The 14,665-nt window shown below is 72.8% G+C and carries 18 protein-coding genes; 8 read left to right on the top strand and 10 right to left on the bottom strand.

Annotated elements, in window-relative coordinates; all coding sequences use genetic code 11:
* Positions 1–166 precede the first annotated feature (166 nt).
* The 4 genes from ACGF7U_RS04225 to ACGF7U_RS04210 all read left to right on the top strand — a co-directional run bounded on the left by ACGF7U_RS04225 (position 167) and on the right by ACGF7U_RS04210 (position 2,039).
* The gene (locus ACGF7U_RS04225) at positions 167–424 is read left to right on the top strand and encodes a hypothetical protein (protein WP_393102706.1); all 258 of its coding nucleotides are present in this window, start codon (positions 167–169) and stop codon (positions 422–424) included.
* Positions 421–1,503 carry an FAD-binding oxidoreductase gene (locus ACGF7U_RS04220; protein ID WP_393102704.1) on the top strand — a complete coding sequence of 361 codons (1,083 nt, stop codon included), beginning with the start codon at positions 421–423 and terminating at the stop codon, positions 1,501–1,503. Before ACGF7U_RS04225 ends, ACGF7U_RS04220 begins: the two co-directional genes overlap by 4 nt.
* Positions 1,503–1,775, top strand: coding sequence for a DivIVA domain-containing protein (locus ACGF7U_RS04215; RefSeq protein ID WP_393102703.1), 273 nt, complete (start codon positions 1,503–1,505; stop codon positions 1,773–1,775). Before ACGF7U_RS04220 ends, ACGF7U_RS04215 begins: the two co-directional genes overlap by 1 nt.
* A 72-nt stretch (positions 1,776–1,847) precedes the next feature.
* Entirely contained in the window at positions 1,848–2,039 is a 192-nt protein-coding gene (locus ACGF7U_RS04210; protein WP_393102701.1) for a hypothetical protein, read from the top strand.
* A 117-nt stretch (positions 2,040–2,156) separates the two neighbouring features.
* Here ACGF7U_RS04210 and ACGF7U_RS04205 read toward each other — a convergent pair whose 3' ends face one another.
* Genes ACGF7U_RS04205 through ACGF7U_RS04195 form a run of 3 tightly spaced genes read right to left on the bottom strand, consistent with a single transcriptional unit; the run spans position 2,157 to position 4,121 of the window.
* A complete protein-coding gene (locus tag ACGF7U_RS04205) occupies positions 2,157–3,242 on the bottom strand; it encodes a macro domain-containing protein (protein ID WP_393102699.1) in 1,086 nt (361 codons plus the stop codon).
* Positions 3,239–3,925, bottom strand: a complete 687-nt coding sequence (locus ACGF7U_RS04200; protein ID WP_393102697.1) for a DUF4433 domain-containing protein — start codon at positions 3,923–3,925, stop codon at positions 3,239–3,241. Before ACGF7U_RS04200 ends, ACGF7U_RS04205 begins: the two co-directional genes overlap by 4 nt.
* A gap of 1 nt (position 3,926) precedes the next feature.
* On the bottom strand, positions 3,927–4,121 hold the full coding sequence (locus ACGF7U_RS04195; protein WP_393102695.1) for a restriction endonuclease: 195 nt from the start codon (positions 4,119–4,121) through the stop codon (positions 3,927–3,929).
* Between the two features lie 257 nt (positions 4,122–4,378).
* On the opposite strand from ACGF7U_RS04195, the gene ACGF7U_RS04190 reads away from it, so the two are divergent.
* A complete protein-coding gene (locus ACGF7U_RS04190) occupies positions 4,379–5,701 on the top strand; it encodes an AAA domain-containing protein (protein ID WP_393102693.1) in 1,323 nt (440 codons plus the stop codon).
* 56 nt (positions 5,702–5,757) lie between these two features.
* Here the strand turns inward: ACGF7U_RS04190 and ACGF7U_RS04185 are convergent, their stop codons facing one another.
* Together ACGF7U_RS04185 and ACGF7U_RS04180 are read right to left on the bottom strand one after the other, a co-directional pair.
* Complete coding sequence (locus ACGF7U_RS04185; RefSeq protein WP_393102691.1) at positions 5,758–5,958, bottom strand: hypothetical protein; 201 nt, start codon at positions 5,956–5,958, stop codon at positions 5,758–5,760.
* A gap of 129 nt (positions 5,959–6,087) precedes the next feature.
* The gene (locus ACGF7U_RS04180) at positions 6,088–7,290 is read right to left on the bottom strand and encodes an MFS transporter (protein ID WP_393102689.1); all 1,203 of its coding nucleotides are present in this window, start codon (positions 7,288–7,290) and stop codon (positions 6,088–6,090) included.
* Positions 7,291–7,388: 98 nt separating this feature from the next.
* Between ACGF7U_RS04180 and ACGF7U_RS04175 the strand changes: the two genes are divergently transcribed.
* Positions 7,389–7,982, top strand: a complete 594-nt coding sequence (locus tag ACGF7U_RS04175; RefSeq protein ID WP_393102687.1) for a TetR/AcrR family transcriptional regulator — start codon at positions 7,389–7,391, stop codon at positions 7,980–7,982.
* Here ACGF7U_RS04175 and ACGF7U_RS04170 read toward each other — a convergent pair.
* Together ACGF7U_RS04170 and ACGF7U_RS04165 are read right to left on the bottom strand one after the other, a co-directional pair.
* Positions 7,973–8,662, bottom strand: coding sequence for a cellulose binding domain-containing protein (locus ACGF7U_RS04170; protein ID WP_393102685.1), 690 nt, complete (start codon positions 8,660–8,662; stop codon positions 7,973–7,975). The two genes, ACGF7U_RS04175 and ACGF7U_RS04170, sit on opposite strands and share 10 nt — an antisense overlap.
* A 39-nt stretch (positions 8,663–8,701) precedes the next feature.
* Positions 8,702–8,872, bottom strand: a complete 171-nt coding sequence (locus tag ACGF7U_RS04165) for a hypothetical protein (RefSeq protein WP_393102683.1) — start codon at positions 8,870–8,872, stop codon at positions 8,702–8,704.
* Positions 8,873–9,190: 318 nt separating this feature from the next.
* Here ACGF7U_RS04165 and ACGF7U_RS04160 point away from each other — a divergent pair, with 318 nt between their 5' ends.
* The gene (locus ACGF7U_RS04160) at positions 9,191–9,700 is read left to right on the top strand and encodes a peptidase inhibitor family I36 protein (protein ID WP_393102681.1); all 510 of its coding nucleotides are present in this window, start codon (positions 9,191–9,193) and stop codon (positions 9,698–9,700) included.
* A gap of 231 nt (positions 9,701–9,931) precedes the next feature.
* Here ACGF7U_RS04160 and ACGF7U_RS04155 read toward each other — a convergent pair whose 3' ends face one another.
* Positions 9,932–12,442, bottom strand: coding sequence for a hypothetical protein (locus ACGF7U_RS04155; RefSeq protein WP_393102679.1), 2,511 nt, complete (start codon positions 12,440–12,442; stop codon positions 9,932–9,934).
* 250 nt (positions 12,443–12,692) lie between these two features.
* Between ACGF7U_RS04155 and ACGF7U_RS04150 the strand changes: the two genes are divergently transcribed.
* Positions 12,693–13,619, top strand: coding sequence for an S-4TM family putative pore-forming effector (locus ACGF7U_RS04150; RefSeq protein ID WP_393102677.1), 927 nt, complete (start codon positions 12,693–12,695; stop codon positions 13,617–13,619).
* 48 nt (positions 13,620–13,667) lie between these two features.
* Here ACGF7U_RS04150 and ACGF7U_RS04145 read toward each other — a convergent pair whose 3' ends face one another.
* On the bottom strand, positions 13,668–13,988 hold the full coding sequence (locus tag ACGF7U_RS04145; protein WP_393102675.1) for a GYD domain-containing protein: 321 nt from the start codon (positions 13,986–13,988) through the stop codon (positions 13,668–13,670).
* Between the two features lie 43 nt (positions 13,989–14,031).
* Positions 14,032–14,253 carry a hypothetical protein gene (locus ACGF7U_RS04140; protein ID WP_393102673.1) on the bottom strand — a complete coding sequence of 74 codons (222 nt, stop codon included), beginning with the start codon at positions 14,251–14,253 and terminating at the stop codon, positions 14,032–14,034.
* Between the last annotated feature and the right edge of the window lie 412 nt (positions 14,254–14,665).

Below are 14,665 nucleotides of genomic sequence, written 5' to 3'. Positions count from 1 at the left end.
CCGCCACGATCATCGCCGCATACCGGCACCTCTGGCCGGAGGTGAAGGTCGACGCATGGCCCGGGGCGGGTGCTGGCTCCGGAGCTGCGTCGACCCGAACGACACAGCTCCGCTCCCGCCCGCCCCGGCGCCGATCCACCGGCCGCGACCCGAGGGGCAGCAGAACGTGTCCACCCTGATCGACGACTTCCCGGTCCTCACCCCCGTCACCGACGAGGACCTCGCCATCGCCGTACGGGCGGTGCGCACCCATGTGCCGGAGAGCTGGCCGGAGGGCGAGCTGTGCCGAAGCGAACGCGTCCCCTACCCCTGCCGTCTCGCCCGCTGGGGCCGGGCCACCCTGGCAGCCGCCGGCCTGCCCGAAGCCGACGTCGAGGCCGCCGCCGCAGCCGTGGATCGCCTCGCCTGTGAGGCGGGCGCGTGACCATCGTCGCCGCGTGGGAGGCGGCCGTCGACAAGGGCGTCGACAGGGGCGCCGACGACTTCTGGTGCACGCTGGAGGACGGCCGCCCCGGGCTGCTCCCCGAACGGGACGCCCCGCTGCTCTTCGCCGCGCTCGGCCGCCTGACCAGCGGCGGTGACGACCCCGCTGGGCGGGCGGCGCTGCTGACGGTGCTCGGCCGCTTGTACCGCCGGCACGGACTGCTGCCCCATGAGGCCGCCATCGGCGAGGCGCTGCGGGCCGCCGTCGCCCGGCAGGCCCGCGCACTGTGGACGCCGCCGCTCGCGGATGCCTGGGAGCGCGCCGGCCGCCGCGTCGCTGAGGCCGTGCGCCACGCCGCCGACCAGGCAGACGACGGCCCGGCCTGGTCGCCCGCCGAGGTGATCGGCCACGACCGGCCGTCCGACACCATCGCGATCCTGACCGTACGCCCCTGGCGTCGCCTGCCCCACCGGCCCGGCCAGGCGGTCCCGGTCTGCACGCCGCGCCGGCCCGGCCGCTGGCGCTGGCTCTCCCCGGCCAACGCTCCGCGCCCGGACGGCACCGTCGAGCTGCACGTCCGCGCCCTCGCCGCCGGCACCGTCTGCCACACCCTCGTCCACGACGTACGCCCCGGCGAACTGCTCTGGTTCGGCCCGCCGCGCGATGCCGGCCTCAGCCTGGACCATCGCCCGCGCCGAGACCTGCTGCTCGTTGCCGGGGGCACCGGGCTGGCGCCACTGCGCGCCCTGGTCGAGCAGGTTGCCGCCGCGCCCGACGGCCGGCGGGTGACCCTGGTCGTCGGGGTACGCAGCTTCGCGGAGCTCTACGACCCGATCGCCCTCGACCGCCTCCAGTCTGCCCACGACTGGCTGACCGTCGTGCCCGCCCTCAGCCACGATCCTGCCGCCGAGTCGGCCGAGCAGGGCGACGCCCTCACCATCGCCCTCAACCACCACCGCCCGGACCACGACGTGTACGTCTGCGGCCCACCGCCGATGCTGGCCGGCGCGCGGCTGCGGCTGCTCGCCGCCGGGGTGCCCGCCGAGCGCATCCACCTGCCGTACGCGATGGTGCCCTGATGGCCGTGTACCGCAGCCGGCACGTCCTGCCCGACCCGCTCACCCCGGACCGGGTCCTCGGCGTCACGCTGCCACGCATGTCGCTCTGCCGGCGCGGCTACCGGGTCGAAGAGGTCGACGCTTTGCTGCACCGCCTCGCCCACGAGCTGCGCGACCGTACCCGCCAACTCGACCTCACCCGGGCGGAGAACCACCGCATCAAGGAGGCCCTCCGCGCCTGGCAGACTCAACGAGCCGGTGAGCGGCGCGAGGCATGGCATGCCGGCCGGTGAGCGGTGAGAGCTCGCGCGTCGATCCCCGACGGTTCGTGCGGGAGGAGAGGCCGCGGCCGGTACCTTCTGGGGATGCCTGACGCCATCCACGACGACCTGCTGGCCGACTTCACGCCCGCCCAGCCGTACACCACGGAGGTTGCGGCGACCGCGCCCCGGTCGCCGGGCGTGCACGTGGTCATCGAGGACTCAAAGGTCACACTGAAGCCACGCTTCAACCGACAGGTGCCGAAGTCGCGCCGTCCCGGCGACGCAGCAGGCTAGGGCGGGGTGCCGGCATCGCGCGATTGTCGCGCGGAGATGCAGGGCGGGGAGACGGCGACCTGCCGACCCTGACCATGCCGCGCGGGCCGGTACGCGCCCACCGATGGTGCTGAGCCGTCAGGCCGATGCCCTGACCAGGTTGGGCAGCAAACCGGCGGACTGCAATCGCTCGCACGCGGTGGTGATGTGCGCTGGCGTGAAGAGCCGGGCCTTACGCCCGCTCCACGCCTGGACGCGCTCGATCAACTCGTCGATGTCGCTGGTCGGGGGTTGCGTCTGCGCGGCGTAGTGCACGGTGGCGAGTAGTTCGAGGCTGTACGGAGCCTCGAATCCGTCAACCAGTTCAGCGAGACGCACCAGTGCCTCGGGCATTATCCGACCGGAGGAATCGAACCAGGCGGAGACCGCCTCGCTCGTGCCATCGGTCAGATGGATGGGACGCAACTCCTCGACGCGGGAGGAACGGTCGCCGAAACCGACCAGATAGTGCCCTTCGAGGCGGTCGAGAACATGATTGAGGTTGTCGGCGTAAGGCCCGTAGCGTCCCCGGGTGAAGGAAAGGCGCAGGGGCTCACCCAACACCTGGAGGAAGTAGGCGATCTTCTGGATCTCCAGGGTCGTGATGCCGTCCCGTGGTTCCAGCTCCCGGGCCCGTTCCAGATACCGTTCGATGGCGCGCAGCAGGGTCGCGCGCCCCGGCGTCAGCGTTGGCTTTCGCGTAGCGACGGGCATGTCCGATGGTTCGGGGGCGCCTTCGGGCGGGAACAGCAGCACCCGGACATCGGGCAGGTCGGCGAAAGCCTGCTCGATCACCGGGCGGACCTCGCCCCAGTCGAGTCCGCCGTTACCGCAGCCGAGGGCCGGCATCGCGACCGAGCCGATGTGCCGCTCTCGAACGACCCGGACGAGATCGGCGAGGCCGGCACGAATGTCGGACAGCTTCGAGTTGGCCCGCCAGTGACCCTTGGTCGGAAAATTGATCACGTAGCGGCGGGAGCCGAGCCGACCGGAGTCGAATACGAACATGCGGCCCAGCTCGACCTCTTTCGCCGCGCACGCGGCTCGGTAGGCTGCGTAGTTGGCGGGGTAGGCGCGCTTGAACTGGAGGGCGATGCCCTTACCCATCACGCCCACCGTGTTGACCGTGTTGACCAGGGCATCCGCGTCGGCCGTGAGCAGGTTGCCGTGGCTGATGACGATCATTCGCGCACCTCCCTCCGAGTGAACCCGTAGTACCAGTCGGCCCTGACAACAACGTACGCGTCGATGATGCCAGCAGACCGCAGAACATGCCTCAGCTGCGTCTCCCGCTGTGGAGTCCGAACGACGTAGCCGGCGATCAGGTCCAGCGGAAATTCCTGGTGCACGAGCAGTTCGGCCATGCGTCGCCGCATCCGGTCCTGGTCTTCCGGCACGTCCTTCCAGACCTTCTCCCGCATCAACGGCCAGTCCACGAGGTGGGCCAAGTCACTCAGCCTCGGGGAGAAGCAGGTGAGTGAGGCCGCGCAGTTGCCGTCACTGGCCACCCACGGAAGACCCGCGGCGTGCACGCGGTCGACCGAACTGACGAGGTAGACCAGCGGGTCGTCTCCCCCGGGATAGCAGCCGGGCTTGCCGGCCTCGTGTTCCCGCGCGATGCGGTACATCATCGGCGAGCGGGGCGCGAAGTAGAAGGGGACGTAGTCGGCGACGACGCCGCCAGGCGGGCACGTCACCCGCCGGGTGCGGCGGCTCGCCTTGATGGCTGCCGACCCCACGTCGGTCACCAGACGTTCGCCCACGACATTGTCCGCGACGAGTCGCCCAGCAGTCAGGATCGCCGGCAGGTTGTCGATGTGGGTGAAATGCATGATCAATGCCTGCTCGGGCGGGCGCTTCTCGATCATGTCAGTCCGATTCGCTTGGGTCGATCCGAGTCCGCGCCTGCGCATGTTCGGCGAGCAGGTGGAGCAGGTTGGATCCGTCGACCAACTCCAACGGCTTGCCGGAGGCGGACTCGTATGAGGCAGGTCCGTAGCCGCTGGTGGTGACAAGGATGCCCACGTCAGTCCTATGTGTCGTGAGGAATGGCAGAGCGGACACGATAGCCAGCGCGCGATGACCCCGGCACCCTTCGTAGTCTTGGCCATGCGTCACTTGGTGCTGGTGCGACCCATTTGTGCCACCACGTCGACGCCAATTGTCGGATCCCGGACGAGAGGGCGATCGAGCGCCGCAGTACCTTTCGGCCGCCACGCTCCGCAGCGGGTCCAGCTCCGACGTCCCGCCGCCGAGGGCTGGCCTTTCTGGGCGACCTAACCAGGGGTAATGTCCCGTAGACCTCCGGGGAGGTGGAATCGATGCGTGCTGGGCTGGAGATGCCGCCGGCGGTCGAGGCGGAACGGGTCATCACGGCCGTGCTGGCCGACCTGCGCTCCGGTGTCCACCGCGGCGTGGTGGTCGACTCCCCGCCGGGGGCGGGCAAGTCGACGTTGGTGGTGCGCGCCGCTGTCGAGTTGGCCGCCGCCGGCGAGCCGCTGATCATCATCGCGCAGACCAACGAGCAGGTCGACGACCTCATCGACCGCCTGGCCCGCAAGGCGCCCGAGCTGCGCGTCGGCCGCCTCTCGGCCGCCGACTACAGGCCGTCCGAGCGGGTCAGGGGTCACGAGACGGTCCGGGTCGCCGCGAAGGTCGCCGACCTCGGCGGCCCGGCCGTCATCATCGGTACGGCCGCCAAGTGGGCCACGGTCGCGGACGGCTCCTGGCCGTGGGCGATCGTCGACGAGGCGTACCAGATGCGGTCGGACGCCCTGCTGCGCGTGGCCGGCAGGTTCGAGCGGGCGCTGTTCGTCGGTGATCCCGGCCAGCTCGACCCGTTCTCCACCGTCGAGACGTCGCGCTGGACGGGCCTGACCTGGGACCCGATGCAGTCGGCGGTGGCGGTGCTGCTGCGGCACAACCCGGAGCTGCCGGTGCACCGGCTTCCCGTGTCGTGGCGGCTGCCCGCGTCGGCGGCGCCGGTGGTCGCGGCGGCGTTCTATCCGTTCACCGGGTTCCGCGCCGGCACGTCCGCCTCGGACCGGGCGCTGTCCCTCACCGAGCCCGGGCCGGGGGACGCGCTGGACCGGGTGGTGGACCTGGCGGCGGCCACCGGCTGGGCGCTGCACGAGCTGCCGGCCCGGCACACCCCGCGTACCGATGCGGAGGCCGCCTCGGCGTGCGCGGCGCTGGCGCTGCGCGTGTTGCGGCGCGGCGCGGTCGCCGTCTCCGAGCACGCGCCGGCGGGCGCGCCCGTCACCGCCGACCGGATCGCCGTCGGGGCCGCGCACCGCGACCAGGTCGCGGCGATCCGCGCGCACCTTGGCGAGGCCGGGGCGGGCATCACCGTGGACACCGCCAACCGGCTCCAGGGTCGGGAGTACGACGTGACGATCGTGCTGCACCCGCTGTCCGGACGGCGGGACGCCACCGCGTTCCACCTGGAGTCGGGGCGGCTCTGCGTGCTGACGTCCCGGCACCGGCACGCGTGCATCGTGGTGGCGCGGGCCGGGATCGGCGAACTGCTGGACGCCCACCCGTCGACCGAGATCGTGCACCTCGACGTGCCGGTGAAGTTCCCGGACGGCTGGGAGGCGAACCAGACGATCCTCGCGCTGCTCGCCGGCGACCGGTCCCGGTGACGCCGTCCCGGCCCGCCCGTCACGGCAGGCCGGGACGGAACCGGCGCCCCGGGTGACTAGAAGTCGGCGGCCACGGCCATGTTGAACCTGTCGATGGCCGCCTTCTTCTCCGGCGGGAGCGCCTCGACGTCGATCCGGTCGGTCTCGCTCCTCCCGTCGTGGGTGTCGACACCCTTGATGAGGTGATCGACGATGGAGTTCGCCTCGTCGGTGGTGAAGCCTGCGTCGGTCAGGATGTGCAGCGGAAGGTCACTCATGCCGGCCGCCGGTACCCGTCGTCTCCCGCCCCCACACGCCGTCGGGACCCCTGTCGGACGGATAGGGGTGGGCGCCCCCGCGAGCGTCACCCGCGCTCGCCGCTCGTACGGGGAGGTGCGCTCCGTGGGTCACCGCAGGTTCTCGTTGGCGCGAGCGCTCCAGACCGCCAGCGCGGCTGCCAGGGCGCAGGCGCCGCCGAGCCACAGCACAGCCTCGAGGGCGAGCGAGTCGACGAGGACGCCGCCGACCAGCGCGCCGAAGCCGATCGACAGATTGAACACCGCCACCCACAGGGCGGAAGCCGCCTCCACGGCGTGGGGCGCGGTCTTGATCATCCAGGTCTGCAGGCCGACCGACACGCCGCCGAACGCCAGGCCCCAGGCGATCAACAGTGCGGCCCCGCCCACCGGCCCCCGGCCGAGCACCAGGTAGAGCGGCATCGCGGCAGCCAGGGCCACGGTGATGGCCAGCACGGTCCGGTGCGGACTGCGCGCCAGCGCGGCGCCGGCGACGAAGTTGCCGACCATGCCCGCCAGACCGAATCCGAACAGCAACGGGCCGACGAGTCGTTCGTCGATCCCCGACAGCTGCTGTAGTGCCGGGCTGACGAAGGTGTAGGCCGAGAAGTGGCCGGTCACGATGAGGAACGTCGCGAGGATGCCGACGCGTACGCCGGGGTTGCGGAACTGCTCGGCCAACAGTCGCGGACGGACCGGCTGGGACGCGGCCAACGGCGGCAGTACGGCCAGCAGCGCGAGCAGCGCGAGCAGCGCCAGGGCGCTCAGCGTCGCGAAGGCGAGGCGCCAGCCGGAGAAGTCGCCGAGCAGCGTGCCGAGCGGGACGCCGAAGACGTTCGCGGCGCCGACACCGCCGAAGATGATCGCGGTGGCCCGTGGCACGTTCGCGGGGGCCACGAGCCGGACGGCCAGGCCGCTGGCGACGGCCCAGAAGCCGCCGATCGCCACCCCGACGAGCACCCGGGAGGACACCAGGACGGCGAAGTTCGGCGCCAGGGCCGAGGCCACGTTGGCGAGCGTCATGAGCCCCATCAGGCCGAGCAGGAGCAGCCGCCGGTTCATTCCGCCGACGAGCACCGGCACCAGCGGGGCCGCGACTGCGGCGACCAGGCTGGGCACCGTGACCATCAGCCCGGCCGTCCCTTCGGAGACCGACAGGGTCGATCCCACGGTGGTCAGCAGCCCGATCGGCAGTTGCTCGGCGGTCACCAGCAGGAACGTTCCCAGGGCCACCGCGCTGACCGCCAGCCAGTGGTTCCTCCGTGGGGCCTGTTGGTCGGTCGCCCGAGCGGCCGTCTGTTCTGTGGTCGTCACCGATACCCTCCTCCACTCGTATGGGAGCGATCGTTCCCATACGTCGGTGGACCCTAGTATGGGAACGATCGCTCCACAAGCTTGGTAGAGTGGCGGCCATGGCACGCCCCCGACAGTTCGACGAGCAGGACGCGGTCGTCAGGGCGACCGACCTGTTCTGGCGTCGCGGTTACCACGCCACCTCGGTGCGGGACCTGGGCGCCGAACTCAAGCTCACGCCGAGCAGCCTGTACCGGACGTTCACCGACAAGCACACGCTGTTCCTGCGCACGCTCGACCACTACCGGGCCACCGAGTCCGCCCAGGCCGAGCAGCGGTTGGACGCCGCCGGCCGTCCGGTCCGCCAGGTGCTGCGGGACTGGATGCTGTGGTTGGTCTCCTGCCCCTTGGACGGCGAGGTCGGTCGAGGCTGCTTCGTGGTCAACACGGCGACCGAGCTCGGCACCACCGACGCCCAGGTCCGCCAGCGGACCGAGGCCGCCTTCGAGGTCACCCGGCAGGCGCTGCGGTCACTGCTCGAGGAGGGCCGTCACAGCGGTGAACTGCCCGCCGACCTCGACATCGACGCCGCCGTGGAACTGCTGTTCACCACGGTGCTCGGGCTGCGGGTGCGGGAGCGCGCCGGCCACGACCCGGCACGTCTGGCCACCACGATCGACGTCGTGCTCCAGGCCCTGGGGCGTCAGGCGTAGGTGTCGCCGAACTCGCGTACGCCGTCGACGTCGAGGGTGATCCGGCTGTTGTCGGCCCACTGGCCGGTCGCGGCGCGCCAGCTCGGGTCGTCCCGCTCGTCGATGGCGGTCCAGTCGTGCCGGTGGTGGCGCAGCTGGATCGGGCCGGTCGACGCGCCGGGGGCGAGGATCCCGTCGGTGAAGGTCAGTTCCACCCAGCCGGGGACCGGCGTGCCCGGCAGCGGGTAGCGGGTCGGCGTGGGGGTGGGCGTGCCGCCGGGCGGCGGGGACGGTGGCAGCGGCGGCGGGAAGAACGTCAGGGTGTGCCGGATCCGGTCGCAGCCCAGCGCCGCCCAGTCGCAGTTGGGCACCAGTGAGGTGTTGCCGCCCTCGAAGGTCAGGTGGTAGCGCACCCGCACGGTGGCCAGGTCGAGCGGCTCGCCGCCGGTGTTGGTGACCTGGAGGGCGTGCTGGATCTGGTTGTTCGTCGGCGACCAGTCCTGGTTGAGATAGCTGACCTTCGCCCGCCCGTACGCGGTGCGCACCGGCGTGACGGGGGAGGGGTCGGAGTAGCCGCCGAGGGTGTAGGCGCTGACGACCAGGCGGTACTCGCTGCCCGGAGCCAGGTTCGTCAGCGTCAGGGCGGTGCCGGTGGTGCTGCCGAGGGCCCGGTAGACGTGCGGGCCGAGCTGTGCGCGCACCTCGTACGTGATCGGCTCTCCGCCGGCCGGCTCACCGACTCAGGCCGAGGGCGTCCAGGTGAGGGCGAGGCGGTGCGGCTCGTTGGCGACGACGACGGGGCTGCCGGGGGTGGTGAGCGCCGGGGTGTCGTCCGCCCGGGCGGCGCCGACGGCGAGCAGGCTCAGCAACCCGGCGAGGGCGGCGACGGTGGTGACGCGACGGGCACTCATGGTGAGGATGCTAGAAGGTCAGATCCATGCTTATCAATCGTTAGGTATCGCGTCCCCGTCACGTCCCGGCAGCGGTCAGGTCCGGAATTTACGGGAGGGAAATTGCGGGTGGCAGGGTGCCGGAGGGGCGGCGGCTCTCCGGTCTACCGTTCCCGACACGATGCGCGATCGCTGTCAGGACATTGATAGCGATCAGTCGATCTCGGTTCTTATCCTGACCGGGGCGTCACCGCCGCCCCGGCTCGACCCGCGGCCCGCCGGCCACCCGGCCGGCGGCCCTTCGCTCGTCTCCTGCGCGCCCACATCGCGAGGTGTCGAATGGTCAGTGCAATCCGTTTCCGCGCCGCCCTCGCGGCGGTGCTCGCCTGCGCCCTGGTCGTGGTGACCACGCCGGCATCGGCCTGGGCCGCCGTGCGCGACCGGGCCGCCGCCCGCGAGGAACTGCGGCGCTACCTGGCCGCCCATCCCGGCGGCACGCCGATCAACGACAACGAGATCAGCTACGGCGGCGGCGCGCTCGTCGTCACCCTCCGCGCCCCGGTGGGGACGTACGGCGTGGCCGACTGCCCCCTGGGCTGGTTCTGCTTCTACGAGTGGCCCAACTACGGCTATCCCCGGGGCCGCCTCTCCGACTGCGGCCGGCAGGGCCTCTTCACCTGGCAGTGGCAGTACCGCGTCGAGTCGGCCCACTACAACCTCGGCAGCGGGTCGGTCTCGTTCTACTACTACGGCACCCGCCTGTTCGACGTCGGCGCGGCGAACCGGGTCCGCAGCGACGCGAGCCCCTACCGGAACTGGGCCAACTACGTCGAGCGCCGCTGCGTCTGACCGCGCCGCCGCACCACCACGGCTCCGGCCGCGCTCGGCCCCGGCTCCCGGCCGCGCTCGGTCCCGGCTCCCGGCCGCGCTCGGTCCCGGCTCCCGGCCGCGCTCGGTCCCGGCTCCCGGCCGCGCTCGGCCGCGGCGCGGACCAGCCGGGCCGGGCTCGGACCGGCTCGGACCAGCCCCGGCCGGCAGCTCTGCCCGGGCTCAGTCGCCGCTCCGCAGCTCGGCTCGGGTTCAGCCGCAGCCCGGGCCGGAGAGCGTGTCGGTGTGGCCGCGCCTGAGGAAGAGCTGATGGCCCAGGACGGAGTCGTCGACCACCCTGGTCGTCTCGTGACTGAGCAGCTCGCCGCTGCCGGGGTCGAACAGCAGCGTCTCGCGGCGGCCCTGCCGGTCGTCGGCGCTGAACGCCAGCCCCGGCCGGCCCGCGCGGTCGGGGTAGGCGCCCCGCCGCTCGATGCCGGGCGTGTCGGCGAGGTGGTGCAGCAGCGCCGATCTCTCCGCCGCGTCGAGCGGGTGGTAGCGGTTCAGTCTCGCGATCACCTGGAGGACGCCGGCGGCGTCGCGCTGCTCCGGGGGCAGGGCGCCCAACTGCCGCGCCAGATGGTCGCGCAGGTCGGCCGGGTCGGCCGGCGGGCGCGGTGGCACCTCGGTCAGGTCGCCCTCGCCGTAGCGTACGACCGACGGGTCCGGCGACCGCCGCCCGTCCGTGACCGCGGTGACGGTCCGGCGGCCGGCCAGGCGGGAGTTCCACCACAGCCGCTCCTCGCGGTACGTCCGCAGGTCGTCGGCGCCGGGCCCCACGTCCTCCGGGGACCAGACCCGCAGGCAGACGAAGGCGTACGCCCCGTCGGCGCGCGGCTCCACCAGCCGGGCGACCGACTGCGCCAGGTCGGCCAGCGGCTGCCGCGCGCCCGTGTGCTCCGTGCCGCCGGGCGAGGTCGGCGGATCCTCCCTCGGTGGCGGGGTGGGCGACTCCCGACGGCCGAACACCTGCGGCGCGTGCTGGGTGAGGGTCGGTACGAGCACCCCGCCGAGCACGGCCACCACCCCGAGCAGGACGGTGACCCGCGCCGGCAGCCGGACCGCCGTGCGGGCCGGCGCGGCCGGGAGGTGCTCGCCGCGCGGGGCGGGGCGGGAGCGGGGCACGCGCCGGCCGCCGGGTGCGACGAGGTGACGCGGCGCCGGTCTGCCGCGGAACAGCCGGGGGCCGGCGGCCGGTGCCCGCAGGTGCGGCGCGGCGGCGTTCTCGCCGCCCGGCCGGGAGCGGAACGCCGGCTGGTTACCGCCCGCGTCAGGCCACAGCGGCAGGGCCGGATCCGTGCCGAGCCGGGGCGCCGGGGCGGGTCCGGCGCCGTGCCAGCCCACCGGGCCGTCCACCGTCGGCGGCGCCACGGAGAGCGCCGCGTGCGGCGGCTGCCACGACAGGTCCGCCTGCGTACGGGCCAGCGGGGCGCGACTGTTGGGCTGGCCCGAGCGCTCGTAGCGGGACGGGTGCTCGTTGTCCAGCGCCACGATCGTCGCCGGCTGGCCCGCGTCGGCGTCCTTCGCCGGGGTGACCCCGGCCAGGGGCGGCTCGACCAGCGGGTGGAACTCGCGTCGGTACGCCTCCAGCGCCCACGCCGCCAGCACGAAGCACCACCGCCGCGCCGCGGGTGCCACGTTGTCGTAGGTGCAGCAGGTCAGCGCCTGGCACAGCAGGGAGAGCAGGTACTGCGCCCGCCACTCGGAGACCCAGTTGTCCGTCCGGGCGTACGCGTCGCCCACCTGGCGGCCGGCCTCCACCAACTCGGCGAGCACCGGGGGCAGCCGGCGCGGGCGCCGGCTGGTCGGGAAGATGAGGTGCCGGGTCAGGGCCTCCGCCTGGTCGGGCGGCAGGTCCGCGACGTGCCGCAGCACCGTGGTCAGGACCAGGGTGGCCAGGTCCCGCGTCAGCGGCGCGGCGTCCTCGAAGGTGTTGAGGTCCACCAGGCGGAAGGTGCCGGGCACCAGCCGCTCCTCCGCGTCGCGCAGCACGAGGACGTTGCCGCCGTGCAGGTCCCCGTGGGAGTTGCCGTACAGGTAGTCGAGCTCGTCGGCGCCGAACGGTGACCCGGCCCGCAGCGTCCGGAGCGGATTGGGCAGCACCAGCGCGCCGTCCCACACCAGCCACGGCGTCTCCGGGCCGGGCAGGCCGAGGGCGCGGACCGCGTCGTGGACGTCGTCCAGCGCGTCGAGGGCGGCGAGTTCCCGCCGGACGTACTCGGTGACGGTGGCCGTGGCGGTCTGCCGGCCGCCGCTGTTCCAGTCGTTGAGCACCCGGTCGCACACGGTGCGGATGACGGGGACGATCTCCTCGTCGTCGAGGTCGTGCAGCGTCACCATGTCGTCCGCGCCGTTGGCGACCTCCTGGAACATCAGGAAGCGCCCGTCGGCCAGCGGGTGCGGGGGATATGGCTGGCGGACGAGGTGACGCTCGGCGAAGCCGGGGGAGGACCGCACCGCGCGCTCGTGCCGCCCGGGCTCGCGCCGGGCGGCGACGGCGGCCGGCAGCACCTTGACCAGGAGCTTGCGTCCGGTGAAGCGCCCGGGACCGCCGGGCAGCTTCAGGATGATCGTGAACAGCAGCGCCGGGGTGTATCCGCGGGCGCGGCGGGGCCGGCGGGGGCGGTGCACCATCCCGCCCAGGTGACCGGCCCAGTCCCGCAGCGCCGCCGCGACTGTCGCATCCGGCGCGTAGCTTTCGAGGTCGTCGAGACCGTCGCCCATGTCCGTCGTTGGACCTTCCACGAGGAGTGAAAGAGGGGTGGACGAGCGGGGTGGATCGTCCGAAGGGGTCGGCGCTGGTGAGCGCGGAGGCAAAGCTACCTCAACTTTCGGGCGAACGGGGCACTAGTCGGCGCTCCCCCATGTACTTACCCAAAAGTAACCACTAGATCACCTTCGGCTGCGATTCCGGCACGAACGGTCACATCTAGCGGCCTGGATATAGAATCGGGCACCCGAGTGGGAGGCCGCGATGACGGAGTGCACTGATTCCCTGCTCAAGCGCCAGACCCGACCCGAGATGATGGCCTTGCTGCGGGCGATGTCGGTCTGCCACACCCGGGCCCAGCGGCTGGACAACCTGCGGATGGCGCTCTCGGTCGCCCTCGGCGTCGCCGGTGCGGTGGTGGCCTTCACCGGCGTGTCGGCGACCGCCGTCACCGCGGTCGGCGCGCTCTGGGCGCTCGTCAACGCGGTGGGCCTCGCCTCCTGGTCGCGCGGGCAGATCCGGCGCGCCGCCGTCCTCCAGGAGATGTTCGACGTACGCCTCTTCGGTCTGGAGTGGAACTCCGTGGCCGTGGCCGACGGGCTCAGCGCGGCGGAGGTGAGCCGGCTGGAGCGGGCCTTCCGGGGCGACGAGCAGTACCTCCGCGACTACTACGAGATCCCGCCCCTGCCCCACCCGTACGACGTGCTGGCCTGCCAGCAGCAGAACCTCGGCTGGGGCGCCCGGCTGCGCCGCCGCTACGCGTACGCCGTGCTGGCGGGCGTCGGCGCGTGGACGGCCGCCGGCGTCGTGTTCGGCGTCGCGACCGGGCTGACGGTCTCCGACCTGCTGTCGCGGTGGTTCGTCCCGTCGCTGGGCGCGCTGCTGCTCGGCCTGGAGATCTATCGGGGTCAACGGGACGTCGCCGCCGAGCGCGACCGGGCGATGTCCGTCGTGCAGCGGCACATCGCCACGGCGGTTTCCCGGGACGACCCCGCCGCCACGACCGCCGACTCGCTGGTCCTGGCCCGGCAGGTCCAGGACCTCATCTTCCACAGCAGACAGGGGCAGGCGCGGGTGCCCGACTGGTTCTTCCGGCGGTACCACTCCAGCGACCGCGTCGACTTCCAGGCCGCCATGGCCAGCCTCGCCGAGCTGCTGCACGCCCGGGGTCCGGTCGCGAGAGCCGACTGAAACCGGCCCGCGCCAGCGACTCCGGCGACCGGCCGTCGAAGGGCGGCGTCACCGGCCCGGAGGCCGGTATTCGAGCCGCTCCCGGGTCGCCTCGTCGATCTCCTCCGCCGTCAGGATCGGGGTGACCCGCGTGTCCACCCCGCCCGCCGCCCGGATGTCGATGGCCAGCGCCGCCGCGGTCTTGTGGTCCGGCAGATCGCACACCACGTAGGTGTCGTCCGCGCCGAAACCGAAGTACATCGACTCCATCCGCCCGCCGGCGCCCTCGACCATCTTCCGGACGACCTCGACGCGCCTGCTGCCGCCGTCGGTGTTCAGCCCTCTGATCCCGTCGACCGTGTAGGTCGACTTCAACAGGAACTTCGCCACGCCGTCGTCACCTCCCGCGGACCTGTCGCCCGCGTACCGGGGCTCAGCTCGTCCCCCGCCGTTGGACCCGCTCGCCGCCCTCGACCTTCGCCCGTCCCTGGTCGCGTTCCGATCCCGCCGACCCGGTCGCGGTGCGCAGGTGCCGGGCCTTCGGCGAGTGTTCGACCGGCGAGCCCTGGTGGCCCCGCGCGCCGCTGCCCGGATGTCGGCGGCCGCGCGCCGACTCGCCGCCGGGATCGTGCTTGTTCTCCTTGTGGCTACCCATGCGCCGCGCGTACCCGGTCCGTAAGCGGCTAGTCGTCACCACAGGGCCGGCCCTGTGGACTGCGGGGCTGGCAGGAGACCGGCGTCCTGGGCGGGGCGCGGTGGGCCCCGTGTCGCACCGGCGAGGAGGCCCGACGGCGGAAAGCGGGCAGCCGACCCGCTCCGGGCGGAAAGCCGACCGACGGCACAAGATTCGGATCCGCGCCGCCGTCGATCACCGGCATCCCTGTCGCCCTACCGACAGAACGACGGTTCTTGTGATCAATGTCGATCGACAGCGTGTCGGGCAAAGGCCGTCCAGGAAAGGCGGACCACGACCGAGTCACCGACGCCCGCTGACCAACGCGCCCACCCGCCCGCTGTCCCCGGCTGCCGCCGCGGCGGGTCAGCGGCCGGGCCGGCGGGCGGCCGGC

The organism is Micromonospora sp. NPDC047670, assembly GCF_043204915.1.
Taxonomy (GTDB): Bacteria; Actinomycetota; Actinomycetes; order Mycobacteriales; family Micromonosporaceae; genus Micromonospora.
This window is presented reverse-complemented; position numbering and strand designations above follow the sequence as displayed.

What these genes read in the sequence shown, in the direction of transcription:
- ACGF7U_RS04210 (WP_393102701.1), top strand. Translation starts at nt 1,848, where the DNA reads ATGCCTGACGCCATCCACGACGACCTGCTGGCCGACTTCACGCCCGCC.
- ACGF7U_RS04150 (WP_393102677.1), top strand. Translation starts at nt 12,693, where the DNA reads ATGACGGAGTGCACTGATTCCCTGCTCAAGCGCCAGACCCGACCCGAG.
- ACGF7U_RS04205 (WP_393102699.1), bottom strand. Translation starts at nt 3,242, where the DNA reads ATGATCGTCATCAGCCACGGCAACCTGCTCACGGCCGACGCGGATGCC.
- ACGF7U_RS04175 (WP_393102687.1), top strand. Translation starts at nt 7,389, where the DNA reads ATGGCACGCCCCCGACAGTTCGACGAGCAGGACGCGGTCGTCAGGGCG.
- ACGF7U_RS04140 (WP_393102673.1), bottom strand. Translation starts at nt 14,253, where the DNA reads ATGGGTAGCCACAAGGAGAACAAGCACGATCCCGGCGGCGAGTCGGCG.
- ACGF7U_RS04155 (WP_393102679.1), bottom strand. Translation starts at nt 12,442, where the DNA reads ATGGGCGACGGTCTCGACGACCTCGAAAGCTACGCGCCGGATGCGACA.
- ACGF7U_RS04185 (WP_393102691.1), bottom strand. Translation starts at nt 5,958, where the DNA reads ATGAGTGACCTTCCGCTGCACATCCTGACCGACGCAGGCTTCACCACC.
- ACGF7U_RS04160 (WP_393102681.1), top strand. Translation starts at nt 9,191, where the DNA reads ATGGTCAGTGCAATCCGTTTCCGCGCCGCCCTCGCGGCGGTGCTCGCC.
- ACGF7U_RS04165 (WP_393102683.1), bottom strand. Translation starts at nt 8,872, where the DNA reads ATGAGTGCCCGTCGCGTCACCACCGTCGCCGCCCTCGCCGGGTTGCTG.
- ACGF7U_RS04200 (WP_393102697.1), bottom strand. Translation starts at nt 3,925, where the DNA reads ATGATCGAGAAGCGCCCGCCCGAGCAGGCATTGATCATGCATTTCACC.
- ACGF7U_RS04190 (WP_393102693.1), top strand. Translation starts at nt 4,379, where the DNA reads ATGCGTGCTGGGCTGGAGATGCCGCCGGCGGTCGAGGCGGAACGGGTC.
- ACGF7U_RS04215 (WP_393102703.1), top strand. Translation starts at nt 1,503, where the DNA reads ATGGCCGTGTACCGCAGCCGGCACGTCCTGCCCGACCCGCTCACCCCG.